Source organism: Staphylococcus sp. LCT-H4, assembly GCF_001866145.1.
Classification (GTDB): domain Bacteria; phylum Bacillota; class Bacilli; order Staphylococcales; family Staphylococcaceae; genus Staphylococcus; species Staphylococcus succinus.
Window position 1 is genome coordinate 1,014,029 of the sequence record NZ_MODY01000001.1, and the last position, 15,610, is coordinate 1,029,638.

Annotated in this window: 20 protein-coding genes and 1 riboswitch; of the genes, 11 read left to right on the forward strand and 9 right to left on the reverse strand. The window is 32.3% G+C overall.

The features are described from left to right. Window positions 1–21: 21 nt before the first annotated feature. The 3 genes from BK821_RS04540 to rpsR all read left to right on the forward strand — a co-directional run bounded on the left by BK821_RS04540 (window position 22) and on the right by rpsR (window position 1,869). Entirely contained in the window at window positions 22–657 is a 636-nt protein-coding gene (locus BK821_RS04540) for a 4'-phosphopantetheinyl transferase family protein (RefSeq protein WP_071331311.1), read from the forward strand. 11 nt (window positions 658–668) lie between these two features. Further along, a complete protein-coding gene (locus BK821_RS04545) occupies window positions 669–1,388 on the forward strand; it encodes a thioesterase II family protein (protein WP_046836915.1) in 720 nt (239 codons plus the stop codon). A gap of 238 nt (window positions 1,389–1,626) precedes the next feature. Further along, complete coding sequence (rpsR, locus tag BK821_RS04550) at window positions 1,627–1,869, forward strand: 30S ribosomal protein S18 (protein WP_002484306.1); 243 nt, start codon at window positions 1,627–1,629, stop codon at window positions 1,867–1,869. A 146-nt stretch (window positions 1,870–2,015) separates the two neighbouring features. On the opposite strand, the gene BK821_RS04555 is transcribed toward rpsR, so the two are convergent. Then, window positions 2,016–2,762, reverse strand: a complete 747-nt coding sequence (locus BK821_RS04555; RefSeq protein ID WP_046836914.1) for a poly-gamma-glutamate hydrolase family protein — start codon at window positions 2,760–2,762, stop codon at window positions 2,016–2,018. Between the two features lie 428 nt (window positions 2,763–3,190). On the opposite strand from BK821_RS04555, the gene BK821_RS04560 reads away from it, so the two are divergent. Beyond that, on the forward strand, window positions 3,191–3,595 hold the full coding sequence (locus BK821_RS04560; protein WP_046836913.1) for an SRPBCC domain-containing protein: 405 nt from the start codon (window positions 3,191–3,193) through the stop codon (window positions 3,593–3,595). A gap of 206 nt (window positions 3,596–3,801) precedes the next feature. Further along, window positions 3,802–5,124 carry a hypothiocyanous acid reductase MerA gene (gene merA, locus BK821_RS04565; RefSeq protein ID WP_046836912.1) on the forward strand — a complete coding sequence of 441 codons (1,323 nt, stop codon included), beginning with the start codon at window positions 3,802–3,804 and terminating at the stop codon, window positions 5,122–5,124. Window positions 5,125–5,224: 100 nt separating this feature from the next. On the opposite strand, the gene BK821_RS13450 is transcribed toward merA, so the two are convergent. After that, window positions 5,225–5,401 carry a hypothetical protein gene (locus tag BK821_RS13450; RefSeq protein ID WP_169746239.1) on the reverse strand — a complete coding sequence of 59 codons (177 nt, stop codon included), beginning with the start codon at window positions 5,399–5,401 and terminating at the stop codon, window positions 5,225–5,227. A gap of 290 nt (window positions 5,402–5,691) precedes the next feature. On the opposite strand from BK821_RS13450, the gene BK821_RS04570 reads away from it, so the two are divergent. Then, window positions 5,692–6,111, forward strand: coding sequence for a GNAT family N-acetyltransferase (locus BK821_RS04570; RefSeq protein ID WP_046836911.1), 420 nt, complete (start codon window positions 5,692–5,694; stop codon window positions 6,109–6,111). Between the two features lie 35 nt (window positions 6,112–6,146). On the opposite strand, the gene BK821_RS04575 is transcribed toward BK821_RS04570, so the two are convergent. Further along, window positions 6,147–6,377 (reverse strand): hypothetical protein, encoded by a 231-nt coding sequence (locus BK821_RS04575; protein WP_046836910.1) that lies wholly within the window; start codon window positions 6,375–6,377, stop codon window positions 6,147–6,149. A 268-nt stretch (window positions 6,378–6,645) separates the two neighbouring features. Then, a riboswitch (guanidine-I (ykkC/yxkD leader) is annotated at window positions 6,646–6,743 on the forward strand. Window positions 6,744–6,793: 50 nt separating this feature from the next. On the opposite strand from BK821_RS04575, the gene BK821_RS04580 reads away from it, so the two are divergent. The 4 genes from BK821_RS04580 to BK821_RS04595 all read left to right on the forward strand — a co-directional run bounded on the left by BK821_RS04580 (window position 6,794) and on the right by BK821_RS04595 (window position 9,884). Then, on the forward strand, window positions 6,794–7,120 hold the full coding sequence (locus BK821_RS04580; protein WP_046836909.1) for a DMT family transporter: 327 nt from the start codon (window positions 6,794–6,796) through the stop codon (window positions 7,118–7,120). Further along, a complete protein-coding gene (locus BK821_RS04585) occupies window positions 7,120–7,434 on the forward strand; it encodes a DMT family transporter (RefSeq protein WP_046836908.1) in 315 nt (104 codons plus the stop codon). Before BK821_RS04580 ends, BK821_RS04585 begins: the two co-directional genes overlap by 1 nt. A gap of 246 nt (window positions 7,435–7,680) precedes the next feature. Continuing rightward, on the forward strand, window positions 7,681–8,307 hold the full coding sequence (locus tag BK821_RS04590; protein ID WP_071331312.1) for a LysE family translocator: 627 nt from the start codon (window positions 7,681–7,683) through the stop codon (window positions 8,305–8,307). A gap of 242 nt (window positions 8,308–8,549) precedes the next feature. Further along, window positions 8,550–9,884 (forward strand): PepSY-associated TM helix domain-containing protein, encoded by a 1,335-nt coding sequence (locus BK821_RS04595; RefSeq protein WP_071331313.1) that lies wholly within the window; start codon window positions 8,550–8,552, stop codon window positions 9,882–9,884. A gap of 117 nt (window positions 9,885–10,001) precedes the next feature. On the opposite strand, the gene BK821_RS04600 is transcribed toward BK821_RS04595, so the two are convergent. Both BK821_RS04600 and BK821_RS04605 read right to left on the reverse strand, forming a co-directional pair. After that, entirely contained in the window at window positions 10,002–10,331 is a 330-nt protein-coding gene (locus BK821_RS04600; RefSeq protein WP_046836905.1) for a DUF4889 domain-containing protein, read from the reverse strand. Between the two features lie 171 nt (window positions 10,332–10,502). Continuing rightward, window positions 10,503–10,868, reverse strand: coding sequence for a magnetosome magnetite crystal formation protein family (locus BK821_RS04605; RefSeq protein WP_046836904.1), 366 nt, complete (start codon window positions 10,866–10,868; stop codon window positions 10,503–10,505). A gap of 156 nt (window positions 10,869–11,024) precedes the next feature. On the opposite strand from BK821_RS04605, the gene BK821_RS04610 reads away from it, so the two are divergent. Beyond that, window positions 11,025–11,603 (forward strand): histidine phosphatase family protein, encoded by a 579-nt coding sequence (locus BK821_RS04610; RefSeq protein WP_046836903.1) that lies wholly within the window; start codon window positions 11,025–11,027, stop codon window positions 11,601–11,603. 64 nt (window positions 11,604–11,667) lie between these two features. Here BK821_RS04610 and BK821_RS04615 read toward each other — a convergent pair whose 3' ends face one another. The 4 genes from BK821_RS04615 to ahpC all read right to left on the reverse strand — a co-directional run bounded on the left by BK821_RS04615 (window position 11,668) and on the right by ahpC (window position 15,219). Beyond that, window positions 11,668–11,883, reverse strand: coding sequence for a hypothetical protein (locus BK821_RS04615; protein ID WP_046836902.1), 216 nt, complete (start codon window positions 11,881–11,883; stop codon window positions 11,668–11,670). Window positions 11,884–12,157: 274 nt separating this feature from the next. Continuing rightward, the gene (locus BK821_RS04620) at window positions 12,158–12,781 is read right to left on the reverse strand and encodes an NDxxF motif lipoprotein (protein ID WP_046836901.1); all 624 of its coding nucleotides are present in this window, start codon (window positions 12,779–12,781) and stop codon (window positions 12,158–12,160) included. A 328-nt stretch (window positions 12,782–13,109) separates the two neighbouring features. Continuing rightward, complete coding sequence (gene ahpF, locus BK821_RS04625) at window positions 13,110–14,633, reverse strand: alkyl hydroperoxide reductase subunit F (protein ID WP_046836900.1); 1,524 nt, start codon at window positions 14,631–14,633, stop codon at window positions 13,110–13,112. Window positions 14,634–14,649: 16 nt separating this feature from the next. Further along, window positions 14,650–15,219 carry an alkyl hydroperoxide reductase subunit C gene (gene ahpC / locus BK821_RS04630; protein WP_046836899.1) on the reverse strand — a complete coding sequence of 190 codons (570 nt, stop codon included), beginning with the start codon at window positions 15,217–15,219 and terminating at the stop codon, window positions 14,650–14,652. Window positions 15,220–15,610: the final 391 nt, after the last annotated feature.

Below are 15,610 nucleotides of genomic sequence, written 5' to 3' on the forward strand. Positions count from 1 at the left end.
CAATGATGTGGAAGTGTAACTGTGGAAATTACTGTATACTTATTAGATACAAATGCTTCCTTTTATAAAAATAATCCAAGGAATGCTAAATATTCCGAACTGTTTAAGTATTTTTGTATAAAACAGCATATAGGTTGTCATTTTGATGATATACAAATAGAAAAAGGGGAATATGGTAAGCCCATATTACAAAACCCAAGTGATTTATTTTTTAATATTTCCCATACTGAAGGCTATTCTGTGTGTGTAGTCAGTGAAGATAATATTGGCATTGATATAGAAAAAATTGAGATGATTGATTTGGATATTGCTAAAAAGTACTTTGCTTCAGCAGAATATCAGTATATTATGAAGGGAAAGCATAATAATAATCAGTTAAATCGTTTTTTTGAAGTTTGGACTATGAAAGAATGTTATTTAAAATTGCTAGGTACAGGGATATATAAAGAATTAGATTCATTTTCTATTACACCGGAACAAAATCATTATAGTATCGTTGATAGTACAGCAAAGATGAATCGAAGTTTTTCATGTTTCCATGACATAATTTTTGGGAAATATGCACTATCGGTCATTATGGAAGCAAGTAATAATGATAATTTAATTGTAGAACTAACAGATATTACTAATACATTTAATACACAATGTATACTTTAAGGGGCGAGTATATGTCAAAAATAACGTTATTTTGTATTCCTTTTGCAGGGGGTAATAAAACATTATATTATCCAATGAAAAGTAAATTACCAAGTTACATCGAATTTAAACCGTTAGAGCTACCGGGTCGTGGTGAAAGGTTAATCGAAACACCTTTAGATAGTGTGGAAGATATGGTTGAGGACTTAACACAACAAATTATTAAAGAAAAACCTGAAAAATTCATTTTACTTGGTTATAGTTTAGGGACAATTTTGGCTTATGAAATTTACTATAAACTTGAAATGATGGGTCACCAATTACCAGAACATTTAATTCTGTGTGCAAATGAGCCTATCGGTGTGTCAGATAAAAATAATGACATTGAAAATATGTCGGATGAAGAATTTAAACAGTTTATTAAAAATAAAGGTGGTACATCAGAAGAAGTACTAAACCATAAGGAATTATGGGACCTTGTTAAGCCATCTTTAAAAAATGACTTTTTAGCTGTAGATCGCTATGAAAATGAGCCGAAAGCACACGAGGTCGGCGTAGATTTATCTGTATTTGTTGGTAAGCAAGACGTGATTTGCGATGAGAATATATATAAATGGTCTGATTTAACAAAAGGTAATGTAGATTATCAGTTTTTTGAAGGTGGTCATTTCTTTATTAGCAATCACTATGAAGGCTTTAGTAAGGCCGTTAATGTCGTTTTAAATCAAAATAATGGTAAAGCAAAAATATAAATTATTTTAAAGTAAATGTGTTTTGTATGTCGGAACATATTGACAAATGCTGAATAATTTTATACTATTAATGGTGCACATATACACACACACAAGATTTAATACAATATTTCACACATATTATAAATCTTTTAAAAATAGAAATGTATAAATGATTAATCATGTCCAAAATGATTAATGAAAATTCTTAAATGATCGTATTATGAAAAAATAATAACTTAAAGGGAGGCAGTTAACCATGGCAGGTGGACCTAGAAGAGGCGGACGTCGTCGTAAAAAAGTTTGTTATTTTACAGCAAACGGTATTACACACATCGACTATAAAGACACAGAATTATTAAAACGTTTTATCTCAGAACGCGGTAAAATTTTACCACGTCGTGTAACAGGTACTTCAGCTAAATACCAACGTATGTTGACTTTAGCTATTAAACGTTCTCGTCATATGGCATTATTACCATATGTTAAAGAAGAACAATAATATTTATTGTATCTGAAAAATCCCGTAAGCATAAGCTTACGGGATTTTTTTTGTGAAAGTAAATGATTTATTTCTGCATGACTGGAAATATTAGAGGAATTTAGAAAAGCGGTATTATCCGCTTTTTTAATATATGAATGAATCATTTATTTTTTTATGGTCTGCGATTTAATGCCTTTAGTTACTGCTTCAGCGAAGCTATAGATGGAATGATTATAATGATGTGTTTGTTCTCTTGATGCACGATCGAGTCGGCCATCTTCGAAAAATTGTTTTCGATATTTAGTAGAAATTTCTATTTGCACACCAGAACCTGTATCATTCTGGTTAATGATATTTTGTGCTGAGTCACCATCTATATGGTGTGGGCTCTTTTCGACATTGAAACCAGCTTTTTCCAATGCTTTACGAATAGATTTAGCCATAGCTTTATCTTTACCACCAATATAAACAACTTTCTCTTGTTCTTGAACGCCATGTATAGATATAGATTCTTCTGACTTATTGTTCATTTCTTTTAACTTAGGATCGTCAAAATGTGTAGAAGTAATGTGTAATTTAGAATTATTTGATTTTAGTAGGCCTTCGAAACTATATAGATTATAGTCGCCTTTTTTAGAGATGATTTTAGCTAATTCGGAAGTGCCTGGCTCGATACCACCACCGTGAATCGCAGTAATAAGTATATCTTTATTGCTAGTTGTCTTTGTGTTAATTTGCCAGTCACGATGTTCTTGAGTGTCTGATTTAAGGGCTGTAAAATCCCTATAATAGTCTTGATTGGCGGGCACATCAGTTTTCCATACATACAAAAAATATAACGCTAATAACAAGATGCCTACGAGCGTTAACATAATGATGTAATATAAATAAGGGTGAAAAGAATGTTTCATTATAGTCTCCTGATATATTGATTTTGAATGAATCTTTATTGCACGAAATTTGGTGAAATGAGTTGTATCATCTTTTAAGCATTTAACTACTATTATAGTATAAAATGTAACAATTTACTTAGATTACCATCAATCCATGTTGTTGTCTATATAATTAAAACAGTAGGAATTTTTTGTAAATATATGTAAAAACAGAGGCATCCTTAGAATGGCTCTGTTTTAAGTTTGCAATAAAGTTTCCCTTAAACTTTGTATGACATCTTTGGGTGTTATTTTTGCTACATACCTGGGTAGTTATTTAGTATGAAATCTAAGTCTATTACTCAAAGTTAAATAACTTTATCAACATATTTATTATGTTTTTGTGAAAAAATTATAAAAGACATGTAAACTACAATTTATAACATGAATTAAATGGAGGGTATAATGTGGATATTATTACGAAAATGCAAGTTGATGTGCCAATAGAAAAAGTCTTTGAAGCTTTCGTTAATCCAAATGAAATAGGAGGATTTTGGTTTTCTTCCAGTTCTTCTAGATGGGAAGCTGGGAAAACAATTACCTTGGAATATAAAGAATATGATGCTGTATTAGATATACAAGTGAAGGCGGTGCATTTAAATAGCCAAATTGAATTCACGTGGGGAGAGCGATCTGTCTCAATTCAATTTGAAGCTTCAGAAATGGGTACCATTGTTACCACTATAGAGAAAGCATTTGACGAAAAAGATATTGATTCAATCATTATGCAAAAAGAAGGTTGGGTATATATGTTGAGCTGTTTAAAAGCATACTTAGAACATAATGTGAAAATAAGAGCGGCACTATTATAACCTATAAACATCATTATCCCATAAATAATGATGTCATTAGCATTTATAAATTTAGCGTAATCATATAATTAAATAAAAGTGAAGAATGTTAGATTCTAAAGAAATAGGGCATATATTTAACGTAGTGTATAAATGAAGAGCTTTATACTAAGTATGCTAAAATAACTAATATTTTATCAAAAATTGATGCATAAAGGAGAATTAATATGAAAAAATTTGATTTAATTATTCTGGGTTTTGGTAAAGGCGGTAAAACATTAGCTAAATATGCATCATCACAAGGTCAAAAAGTGGCAGTGATTGAAAAATCTAAAGCAATGTATGGTGGAACTTGTATCAATATCGGATGTATTCCATCGAAAACCCTCGTTCATGAAGGTCTTGTGCATGGTTCTTTTGAAGAAGCATTTAGTAGAAAAAAAGAAGTTGTAACTGCTCTAAACAATAAAAATTACAAGAACCTTGCAGATGATAAAAATATAGAAGTATTAGATTATACGGCCAGATTTAAATCTAATAATGAAATTGCCTTATTCGATGAACGTGGAGAAAGTATAGAAACAATTACGGCAGAAAATATTGTTATTAATACAGGTGCTGAATCAGTTATTCCAAAAATTGAAGGCGTAGAAACTTCAAAAAATTTATATGATTCTACGGGTATTATGAATCTCGCTAAACAACCGAAACATTTAGTGATAGTTGGCGGGGGGTATATTGCACTTGAGTTTGCAGCAATGTTTGCAAACTTTGGTACGAAAGTAACTGTACTTGAACGTGGTGAAGACATTATGCCTAAAGAAGATGAAGATATTGTTGAGCAGGTGAAATCAGATTTAAAAAATAAAGGTATTGATGTCGTGCTTGATGTAAATACAGAACGCTTTGAAGACGGTGAAAATAGCACCATGGTTCATACTACTAAGGGAGAATATGAAGCAGAAGCAGTACTCTTGGCTACAGGACGTAAGCCAAACGTCGATTTGGGACTTGAAAACACAGATATCGTTCTTGGACAACATGGAGAAATTAGTGTGAATGAATATCTGCTAACAGACGTACCGCATGTATATGCAATAGGTGATGTTAAAGGTGGCATGCAGTTTACTTATGTTTCTTTAGATGATTTCAGAATCGTTAAAGATCAGTTATTTGGTGACAGTCAGCGCTCTACTGAAAATCGAGGTGTTATTCCTTATACCGTATTTATAGATCCTCCCTTATCACGTGTAGGGTTGACAGCGGTTGAAGCGAAAGCGCAAGGGTATAATATATTGGAGAATGCGATTCCTGTTAATACAATTCCAAGACATAAAATTAATAACGATACTCGAGGATTGTTCAAAGCGGTGGTAGACAAAGATACAGAAGAGATTTTAGGTGTGTCCCTCTATGGTCAACAATCGGAAGAAATAATTAATTTAATAAAATTGGCAATAGATCAAAAGATATCATATAAAATTTTAAAAGATAGCATTTATACGCATCCGACGATGATTGAGTCATTCAATGATTTATTTAATTTATAATTGTACATGAACTAACTATAATCGTTTCATGAAAAGAGACTGGGATATAATTGTTTTGGGAAAACAATTATATCCCAGTCTTTTTATATGTTGATCTTTATTACAATAAAGATTTAATAATCTGCCCTACAAGTTGGAAAGCACCTACAATTAAACATACTACACCAATACTGATATAACTTTGCTTTTTACTTACGCCTTCCTTTTTGGGAGTTAATTTATTTAATACAAGCAACACGACGCCAATGAGAATGAGTAACACTGCGACAAACCACATTTTGCGTCCCTCCTTAGCCATCATTGCATGGTAAAAACCCTTGTGTTATATCAATACCCGTTACGTAGTACATACTAACGCTGTAACATGATAGGGATATTTCTAAAATGATTAATATAGGAATTTTAGAAACGAGCATTATAATAGTGAAATTAAATATAAAATATTTTTTCGAAATTAAACATGTTAAACTTGGTAGACAGGAAAATGATTATGATGAAAGCCAATAGAGTTAGTCAATATTATTGAAGTTATATTGAAATAGTAGACTTTTTAAGGGGGCATTTGATATGGATATAGTATATGAATATCAATTCAATATCAATGACGTTGATGAAATGATGCATGTATATCATTCGAACGGTTGGGAAGGACATACACAAGAAGACATTATAACGATATTTAATATGAGCACACACGTCATTATAGCGAAAAAAGATGGTAATGTTGTAGGTTTTGCAAGAGCGTTATCAGATGATGTTTTTAATGCAGCGATATATGATGTGGTCGTAGATGTGAAGTATCAATCACAAGGGATAGGGAAAAATATTATGGAATTAATGATTAAACGACTAGGAGAATTGTCGTGTATACATTTAATTTCAATGTATAGCAGCGAAAAATTTTACGAATCGTTAGGGTTTCGCAAATTGAAAACGGGCATGGTTATGTATTCGAATAAGAAATTAAAAACTGAGTATACTGTTTAAAAGTGAACAGTTATACTCAGTTTTTTGGTGTGGTATTAAATTTGTAAAGAATGGTGACTCACGTCCTCATACGTATAATTTTTCAATAATGAGCAACCTAGAGGATGGTGACCATTATCCACGTAGTCATTTATTTCTTCTAGTACATCTAAAATTTCGTACTCTGGCGTTGTGACATCGAAAGTATATTTGAATAGTTGCTTTTTATCGGAAAGGACAGTAGCAATTAATTCGTCATTATGCATTTTATAATTTAATAGTTGCATAGGAATCCCTCACTTTTAATTTTTATTTAGTTGAGAATGTATTTCACACTCTCATTTATTACATTATAATTATTACAATGTAATGCTAATTATACAATAAAATAAGTAAAATGTGGAGCATTATGCTTAATCTTTTTAAAATAATTATAATTTAGAGCGGATTTTTAAAGCGGAAAGTATAAAATGAATATCTATAAATAATAATTATTACAATATAAAGGTTTGGATTGATATTGACGATGTACTTTGATATGATACAAGGAATTAAATAAATGCTTTCTAGGGTTCCGCGACGTTAATGATTGGTCTGGTCCGAGAGGAAGCCACATCTTATATGTGACACGGAAGGATAAAAGCCTGGGAGATAGTAGTAATAGCTATCTCTCAGGCTTTTTGTTATGAAGGAGGACATTATAATGAATTGGTTGAAAATTATCATTGCATCTATTTTTGAAGTAGCTTGGGTGGTTGGTCTAAACCATGCGACTACGAATTTAGAATGGATTTTAACAATAATCGCTATATTTATGAGCTTTTATTTGTTAATTAAGGCTTCAAAAATATTACCGGTTGGTACAGCATATGCAATATTTGTTGGTTTAGGGACAACGGGTGTAACTTTATTAGATTTTGTTGTATTTGGTAAAGCAGTGAATTACGGGCAAATTATATTGATTTTGACACTTTTAGGAGGCGTGATTTGCTTGAAATTAGTTACATCAAAAGAAGGAGGAGAAGCATAATGGCTTGGATTGTTCTTATATTTGCAGGACTTTTTGAAATGATTGGAATTACATTCTTGAATGCATTTGTAAATACGCAAAGAAAGTTAGCGCTATTAGGGCTTATAGGAAGTTTTACTTTAAGTTTTATAGCATTGTCTATGGCTATGGATCAACTGCCGATGAGTACAGCTTATGCAGTGTGGACAGGTATAGGGGCTGTTGGTGGTGCAGTATTAGGAATGATTTTATATAAAGAATCAAAGGATATCAAAAGAATTGCATGTATCGCAGTAATACTAGGTAGTACAATCGGCTTAAAACTACTTAGCTAAGCTGATTTATGAATATAAAATGAGTTAAAAAAAGACGACACATTTGTGTCGCCTAAGAGTAATATGTTCATGAATATAAAAGACTAGTAGTTGATTTTCAACTACATCTATAATATAACAAGTTTCACAGTCGTGTTCAATGAAAGTGTTGTACGAATTGGTTTTCATTACCACATAGATTGCCGAAGGAGTATTGTGATAATATGAATGAATTGATATTATTAAATCAATCTGGAGGTGTGTATGATGGAAGGGCTCGCTGCATTTATAACAATTACATTAATGATTATTATTGTTCCTGGTCCAGATTTTTTCGTAGTTATGAAGAATTCTATTGTAGCAGGAAAAGGTAATGGTGCCATGGCTGCGTTAGGTATTACAACCGCGCATGTTTTTTATTCATTACTTGCAGTATTTGGAATTATATTTATTTTAGCAAATATGTACTATGTGTTTGTCACAATTAAAATTTTAGGCGCATGTTATCTTATTTATTTAGGCGTAAAAAGTATCATTGCTGCGCGCCAAGGCATGAATTTTTCTACAACTCAATTGCAGTCAAGACAATTGAGCTATTTGAATTCTTATCGTCAAGGTTTCTTTAGTACAGTATTAAATCCTAAAGCATTATTATATTATATAAGTATCTTGCCACAATTTATAACAACGGGTGATGGCGTATCATCTCAAGTTGCAATACTGTCGGCAATTGTGACAACTGTTATTTTACTATGGTTTATTTTTTGTGTATTCATATTTCAATATATTAAATTATTATTTGCTAATCGCAAAGTAAAAGCAGCTTTCGATTATACCATAGGTGCAGTTTTGATCGGTTTATCAATAAATTTATTGTTCAGTAAAAACAGCTAATATACTTAGCTTATTACTTTGTAATGTTAAATAGAAAGAGGTGCCTCACGTTGGGAGGTGCCTTTTTCTATTTTTAATAAACTTCTTTACTATGTTTAAAATTTATAAATACTCATGTTAAGTGTCAATAACTATAAAAAGAACGATGATTTATTTCGATTTTTGAACTAATAGTCATAATTTATCTACATATTAAATTTTTTATTTATTTATAATAATAAAAGAGAAAGGGGAGAGACAATTTGAAAAATATATTTAACCCAATGCAAAGGCTTCATTTTTATGCAGCATTATTTATAACACCGTTATTAATTACATTAACAATATCGGGGATTGGTTTTCTGTTCTTTCAAGAGGTGGAAAATAATGTGTATAAGACAGAGTTCTTTGGCAACAGTTCTAACCAACAACACCAAACAATGAATCAAGCTGTGGAACAAGTAGAGGAGAAGTTTGAAGGGTTTTATATTAGTAAAGTCAGTATATTGGAAGAACCGTATAATAATAGAATTACTTTGGATGACATGGCTGGAAATCAAAGGTATGTATTTCTAGATGAGCATAATCAAATCGTAGCCGATCAAAATGCTAAACATACATATGCAAATGTAATGAGAAATATTCATAGTTCACTATTTACTGAAAATACTTTTATTAATTATTTAGTAGAGCTTACTGCATGTTGGACAATTTTCATGATTATATCTGGAAGCTATATGCTTATTAAGAAAAAGCTAATTTCAAATAAAAGTAAAAAATTAAAATTTCAGAAATGGCATGGTATATTAGGTCTAATTATAGCAATACCATTATTTATTTTAGTGCTTACTGGCTTACCGTGGTCAGGTTTTATGGGGGCTAAAATAGCTGGTATTATGGATAACTCTGGTACGTTAGGACAATCAGAGCTGGCTGTAAACCCTCCTAAGTCCGATGTGAATGAAATACCATGGGCTACACGTAGTAACCAACAACCGGCATCTAAAGAAACGTCAGCGCACCATGGTAGCGGTGAGATACCAAATACAAAAATCCAACACCAAATTACGATTGATAAAGTAATAGCACAAGCTAAAAAAGAACATATAACCAAACCTTATTCGATAGTTTATCCAGCAAAAGCAGAAGCAGCGTTTACAGTATCTAAAGGTAGTAACACCGGCGTAACAGGATTGGATGTATCACCTTATGATGAAAAAACGCTGTATTTAGACCAATATAGCGGGGAAAATTTAGGGGAAGTGAAGTACCAAGAATATGGTGTGATAGGCAAATGGTTTACATGGGGTATTCCATTACATGAAGGGCATTTATTTGGTGTTGCCAATAAAGTTATTAACCTACTTATTTGTGTAGCGTTGTTGGTTGCAATTGGACTAGGATTAACGTCGTGGATTAAACGTATGGGGAATCGTAAAGTTAAAGTACCTGTAAGAGTTCAAAAACCAATGTCTATTTCATTAATTATCGTACTTGTCATACTAGGTCTGTTAATGCCATTATTTGGATTATCTATCCTCGTCGTATTTATAATAGAAGCGCTACTATATTTTAGGGATAAAAAGACACGTGATTAACATTAAGTTTGAGCGGCTTAAGTCGTTATAAATTTGTAATTGTATAATGTAATAAAAAAAGAACTGGAAACACACTCAACGTGTGGATTTTCCAGTTCTTTTTTAGATTGAAATGCCTTACATATCCATCTCATGGATTTTCATCATTAATCCATGAGGAATATCATCGTGGCTAACGACTTCTTTTTTGTAAAAGGTTTCTCCATCATCTTTAGATACCAATTTAACAAAATCACCTTTTTTAGGTTTGAAGCTTTCGTCGTGTTTTAATTTGATATTGTCAGTGACAAGCCCATCTTTTTCACTCACTACTTTTTCAGCAGTTGTAGCGTTCGCCATGTAACCATAGTATGTACTTTTTTGACTAGAGAGTAGCATCATTACAGTTACGACAACACCAATGATAACTAATGCACTAATTAAAGATACTGTTAATTTCTTCTTCATTGTTATCTCTCCTTTTCATAAGCATAAGTGATAACATGGCATTCGTATACCCAGATATTTAAAGTTACCGATATTGTCATAATTATATTAATAAAGACCCTCTATATCGATTGAAAAAGATGCTTAGCCAAAGTAATCGATTGGTGTTAACTGCTAAAATATAGCTAATCATTAAGGACGGAAGTATGCTTTTTCAGATATAAGCACTTTAACACCGCGATAAACATTTTTGATAGTATACCAAATTGTGATGATTATTAAAATAATGGCTATTATTAATGTAACAATCGCAATGGCTGTGTTCTGTTGATCGAACATCATTGAACCTGATGCAACACCAATAACTAATACGATTGGTCCTACATACGTTATAATATGATAGAGCAATGATTTAGCAGCATGTGTGGCAGCGGGTTTATCTGCTAAAATCCATATAATAATTGGAACGATAATTGGTGCGAAGAATATACTAAAATAACTGATTGCAGCTAATACACGTCCGCCTTGTGTATCATTATGAAAGTTTTGTTCATTCATATTTATCACCTCATATATAATAGTAACAAGAGTATAAATTAAGATAAAGGTTGATCGCTTCATATGACAGTATTGTTATGTATTGCTTAGTGTGTTTGAAAAGATATAAGATATGTATTAAACCACGTATATATTAAAGAAAAGAGGCATAAACATATGAAAATTTATTTGATAAGGCACGGGGAATCACAATCGAACTATGATAAGAAAAATGGGAATGATTATTTTTGTGGACAATTAGATGTATCTTTAACCGAGAAAGGTACACATTCTGCGCAACTATTACAACATTACTTTGAAAAAAAGAAAATTGATTATATTTATCTATCTGATTTAACACGAACAAGACAGACATATAATGCAATATTTGATAAGGATATACCTGCACATGTAACGTCATTGTTAAGAGAACGTTCTTTAGGGGCATTTGAGGGTGTAAAAGTAAAAGAGATAGAGCATAATCCGGATTATGAACTTTACTTTAATGATGATAATTATCGTTCATTTCGTCATAGTTTTACACAAAAGGCGCCAGAAGGGGAAAGTTATAGAGATGTTCTAAATCGGGTAGCGCAATTTTTTGAAGAAGAGATTGATACGTCGTTAGAATCTATTGCTATTGTTGCACATCAAGTGGTTATCCGTTGTATCCTAGTATATTTAGGATATGAAACAGAGGAGACCGCAGTTGATAAAAAGGTTGAAAATTGCGTGCCTATCGAAGTTGAAAAATGATTTTTAAGAACTTAATAGATTTTATTAATAAAAAAACCTGAACTACAAAATATGTAAGTTCAGGTTAGTATCTTTTAGCTGCTGTTAAGCTTTCATGAAATCCTTGAAATAAAGTATTGATATTGTCTAAAAAGCTGCCAACAATAACGGCTAGTATGACGTAGGTAACACTTAGCGCAATCGTTTTAAAAGAAACGACGCCATCCTTTTCTTGCTTCTCAAAGAGATTATAAGCTATGAAGACAGCAGCCATTGCACCTAACAGAATTGTGAGTACCATAGGGGGAGCCTCCTTAAAATGATTAACGAGTGGCTGTGCTTCTATTGATTTGTTATTTAACTTGTATTTATCATAACAAATCTAACTTTGAAAAAAACAGAGATATCATATTAAAAAACCTTACAATTATGTAAGGTTTTTTACGAAAATAAGTCAACATAGGTGACTTATTTAATGATGAATTGCGTCAACGCTGTGTTAATAGCGTAAATTGGCATGTCATCATTTTGTAATATGTCAGTTAAATGATAATGCTCCAAAGGACGGCTGAGGTTTATTTATCTACAGCATCTGATTTAATACCTTTATCTTTTAAGAATTTTTTGATTTTATCTTGTTGTTTTCCGTTAACATCTCCAGCGTATTTTGTAGAAACATCAACGACATTTAATTCATTCTGAGGTTGATAGTCTAATTGTTCTACATCTTCATCTGCATTTTTAATTGTGGTATTTAAAGAAGTGAAGTAGGTGATAATACGATCAACATTTTCTTTATAGCCCTTTGGTAATTTGTTGTTTTTTACGAACTTTTTAAAACGTACGTCATTCTTAATCGCATTGTGTGATAGTTCTGATAGATATTTTGCTTGTTTATCCGTTATTTTAGTATCTGAAGCGGACTGTTTATCTAATTTGTATTGCATAAGATATTTATTATCGATGATATCTGAATTGACATCTAAATATTTCTTGATTGCTTTGTTCATTTCGGCTTCGCTAATTGTTTCGCCTTGTTTATCTGATTTAAAGATATCTTTTTCCGTTACTTTTTTCACATTTTTTGGTGCATGTTTTTCATTGTGATCTTGATTGTCGTCGTCTGGATCGCTATTTGAACACGCTGATAGAATAACGCTTAGTACCAATACCAACGTTAAAAGTATACTTTTCTTCATAAATTACTATTGCTCCTTTAGTCATAGTTATGCGAATATAACACTGCCATGTTAAATGTTTAAACGCGTTCTTAAAAATTATAACTTAAGCGTATCATGTAGCGCTATCGATTTGAATGCTCTATTAAATAATAAACGCACAATCTTTTGAACAAAATACATTCTTTTATAGAATCAAGAAACTAATTAAGATGCTGACGTGTCATCATCTATGTTCATAGGAAAGTATACACAAAAAAGCTACCATCAAGTCTTATGACTTGGTGGTAGCTTAAGAAGCAATGTATTTATAGTTGCTATAAATCATCACGGTAAAGATAGGGAATGATTAATGTCTAATGATATAATCAAATGCATTTAAGGCTGCGTTTGCGCCGGCACCCATAGATATAATGATTTGTTTATTACGATCATCAGTAACATCACCTGCTGCGAAAATGCCAGGGATGCTTGTTGCATTTTTACGATCAATCATAATCTCATTACCTTGGTTTAATTCTACATAGTTATTTAACCATTCTGTATTCGGTAATAAACCAATTTGAACAAAAATACCCTCAAGTTCTAAAGTATGATCTTCGCCGGTTGCCTTATCCTGATAATTAATGCCAGTAACTGCATCGTCTCCAAGTACTTCAGTTGTTTGAGCATTTTTAATTACTGTTACGTTAGGTAACGAATTTAAACGCTCTTGTAACACGTTATCTGCTTTAAGGTTTGCATTACGTTCAAGTAAAGTAACATGTTTTACAATACCGGCAAGATCAATTGCAGCTTCTACGCCAGAATTTCCACCACCGACAACAGCAACGTTTTTATTTTCAAATAAAGGTCCGTCACAATGTGGACAGAATGCTACCCCTTTATTAATTAAAGCCTCTTCACCAGGAACTTCTAGCTTGCGCCAGCGTGCACCTGTAGAAATAATAACGGTTTTACTTTGTAATTGAGCACCATTGTCTAAAGTGACAACAATGCCATTATCAGTTTTTTCGATATCACTCGCACGAATACCTGTCATTACGTCGACATTGTATTGATTGATATGGTCTTCAAGCGCAGATGAGAATTTAGGACCATCTGTTTCTTTGACCGTGATAAAGTTTTCAATCGCAGCAGTATCATTAACTTGGCCGCCAATACGATCAGCTACAATACCTGTACGTAATCCTTTACGCGCAGTATAAATTGCTGCACTACCACTTGCTGGACCCCCACCGACAATAAGTACGTCATACGGATCTTTGTCGTTAAATTCTGCTGGGTCTGCTTGACTACCTAACTGAGTTAAAATATCTTGAATAGTCATACGTCCATTACCAAACTCTTCTCCATCAAGGAAAATAGCTGGGACAGCCATGATATCTTCAGATTCTTCTCTGAAAATAGAACCATCAATCATAGAATGAGTAATATTAGGATTTAATAAACTCATCAAGTTTAAAGCTTGAACCACATCGGGACATTTTTGGCAAGTCAAACTAATATAAGTTTCAAAATGTAGCGGGCGGTCTAATGCTTTAATTTGATCGATTACAGATTGTTCTTCTTTAGGCGCACGTCCACTTACTTGTAATAAAGCAAGGACAAGTGAGTTGAATTCGTGACCCATTGGTAAACCAGCGAACGTAATACCTGTTTCTGTGTCAGGTGTATTAACTGAGAAGCTAGGTGTACGTTTTAGCTTAGTTTCTTCTATAGTAATGTGAGGTGACATGGCAGATACTTCATCTAATAATTCTTTTAATTCTTTAGATTTGTCATCTGAGCCAATGCTAGCGTTTAAGACAACGTCACCTTCCATTAATTGTAATAATTGTTTTAGTTGTGATTTTAGCTGATCATCAAGCATTTAAATCAATGCCTCCTTAGATTTTACCTACTAAGTCAAGACCAGGTTGTAATGTTTCTGAACCTTCTTCCCATTTTGCTGGGCAAACTTCGCCTGGGTGTTGACGTACATATTGTGCTGCTTTAATTTTGTGTACTAGCGTGCTAGCATCACGGCCGATACCGTCAGCGTTAACTTCAGCTGCTTGTACAATACCATCTGGGTCTACAATGAAAGTACCACGTTGTGCAAGACCAGCTTCTTCATCTAATACATCGAAATTACGAGTAATAGCTTGTGAAGGATCACCAATCATAGTGTATTGAATTTTGTTGATAGCTTCTGAATGGTCGTGCCAAGCTTTGTGTACGAAGTGTGTATCAGTTGAAACTGAATATACATTTACACCTAATTCTTGTAATTTGTCATATTGACCTTGTAAATCTTCTAATTCAGTAGGGCATACGAATGAAAAGTCTGCTGGGTAAAAACAAACAACACTCCATGAACCTTTTAGATTTTCATCTGAGATTTCAAAAAACTCATCTTTCTTTGGATCATAAGCATTAGCTGTGAATGGTACAATTTCTTTATTAATTAAAGACATAAAAACATCCTCCTGATTTTTAAGTTAAATTAAATTAAATTAGATTATCATAATTACTTAATTATAATAATTCTAATCTTTCGTTTTCTATTATCACATTTCCAGAATGATTCGTCAACAATGGAAACTCACATAATAGAAACGACAAAATAACGCCATATATTTAGAGTATACGGCATAATAGGTTATTTAATCTATATATAATTAAGAAAGCATTTACATGAAACATGTAGGCTTACTACATATTGAATATCCGTTTAATTCTCAACTAAACATATGAAATTGAGAAGATTGGACACGATTGTTATTAAAATAGGGCGTAAATCCGTCATTGGGTATGAGATGTAGTAATCTGGACGCAGTAAAAAAGCTGACTAAGTATGATACTTAG

Coding starts and splice junctions, on each gene's coding strand:
- BK821_RS04545 (WP_046836915.1), top strand. CDS start 669: ATGTCAAAAATAACGTTATTTTGTATTCCTTTTGCAGGGGGTAATAAA.
- rpsR (WP_002484306.1), top strand. CDS start 1,627: ATGGCAGGTGGACCTAGAAGAGGCGGACGTCGTCGTAAAAAAGTTTGT.
- BK821_RS04555 (WP_046836914.1), bottom strand. CDS start 2,762: ATGAAACATTCTTTTCACCCTTATTTATATTACATCATTATGTTAACG.
- merA (WP_046836912.1), top strand. CDS start 3,802: ATGAAAAAATTTGATTTAATTATTCTGGGTTTTGGTAAAGGCGGTAAA.
- BK821_RS13450 (WP_169746239.1), bottom strand. CDS start 5,401: ATGTGGTTTGTCGCAGTGTTACTCATTCTCATTGGCGTCGTGTTGCTT.
- BK821_RS04570 (WP_046836911.1), top strand. CDS start 5,692: ATGGATATAGTATATGAATATCAATTCAATATCAATGACGTTGATGAA.
- BK821_RS04575 (WP_046836910.1), bottom strand. CDS start 6,377: ATGCAACTATTAAATTATAAAATGCATAATGACGAATTAATTGCTACT.
- BK821_RS04580 (WP_046836909.1), top strand. CDS start 6,794: ATGAATTGGTTGAAAATTATCATTGCATCTATTTTTGAAGTAGCTTGG.
- BK821_RS04585 (WP_046836908.1), top strand. CDS start 7,120: ATGGCTTGGATTGTTCTTATATTTGCAGGACTTTTTGAAATGATTGGA.
- BK821_RS04590 (WP_071331312.1), top strand. CDS start 7,681: ATGGAAGGGCTCGCTGCATTTATAACAATTACATTAATGATTATTATT.
- BK821_RS04600 (WP_046836905.1), bottom strand. CDS start 10,331: ATGAAGAAGAAATTAACAGTATCTTTAATTAGTGCATTAGTTATCATT.
- BK821_RS04605 (WP_046836904.1), bottom strand. CDS start 10,868: ATGAATGAACAAAACTTTCATAATGATACACAAGGCGGACGTGTATTA.
- BK821_RS04610 (WP_046836903.1), top strand. CDS start 11,025: ATGAAAATTTATTTGATAAGGCACGGGGAATCACAATCGAACTATGAT.
- BK821_RS04615 (WP_046836902.1), bottom strand. CDS start 11,883: ATGGTACTCACAATTCTGTTAGGTGCAATGGCTGCTGTCTTCATAGCT.
- BK821_RS04620 (WP_046836901.1), bottom strand. CDS start 12,781: ATGAAGAAAAGTATACTTTTAACGTTGGTATTGGTACTAAGCGTTATT.
- ahpF (WP_046836900.1), bottom strand. CDS start 14,633: ATGCTTGATGATCAGCTAAAATCACAACTAAAACAATTATTACAATTA.
- ahpC (WP_046836899.1), bottom strand. CDS start 15,219: ATGTCTTTAATTAATAAAGAAATTGTACCATTCACAGCTAATGCTTAT.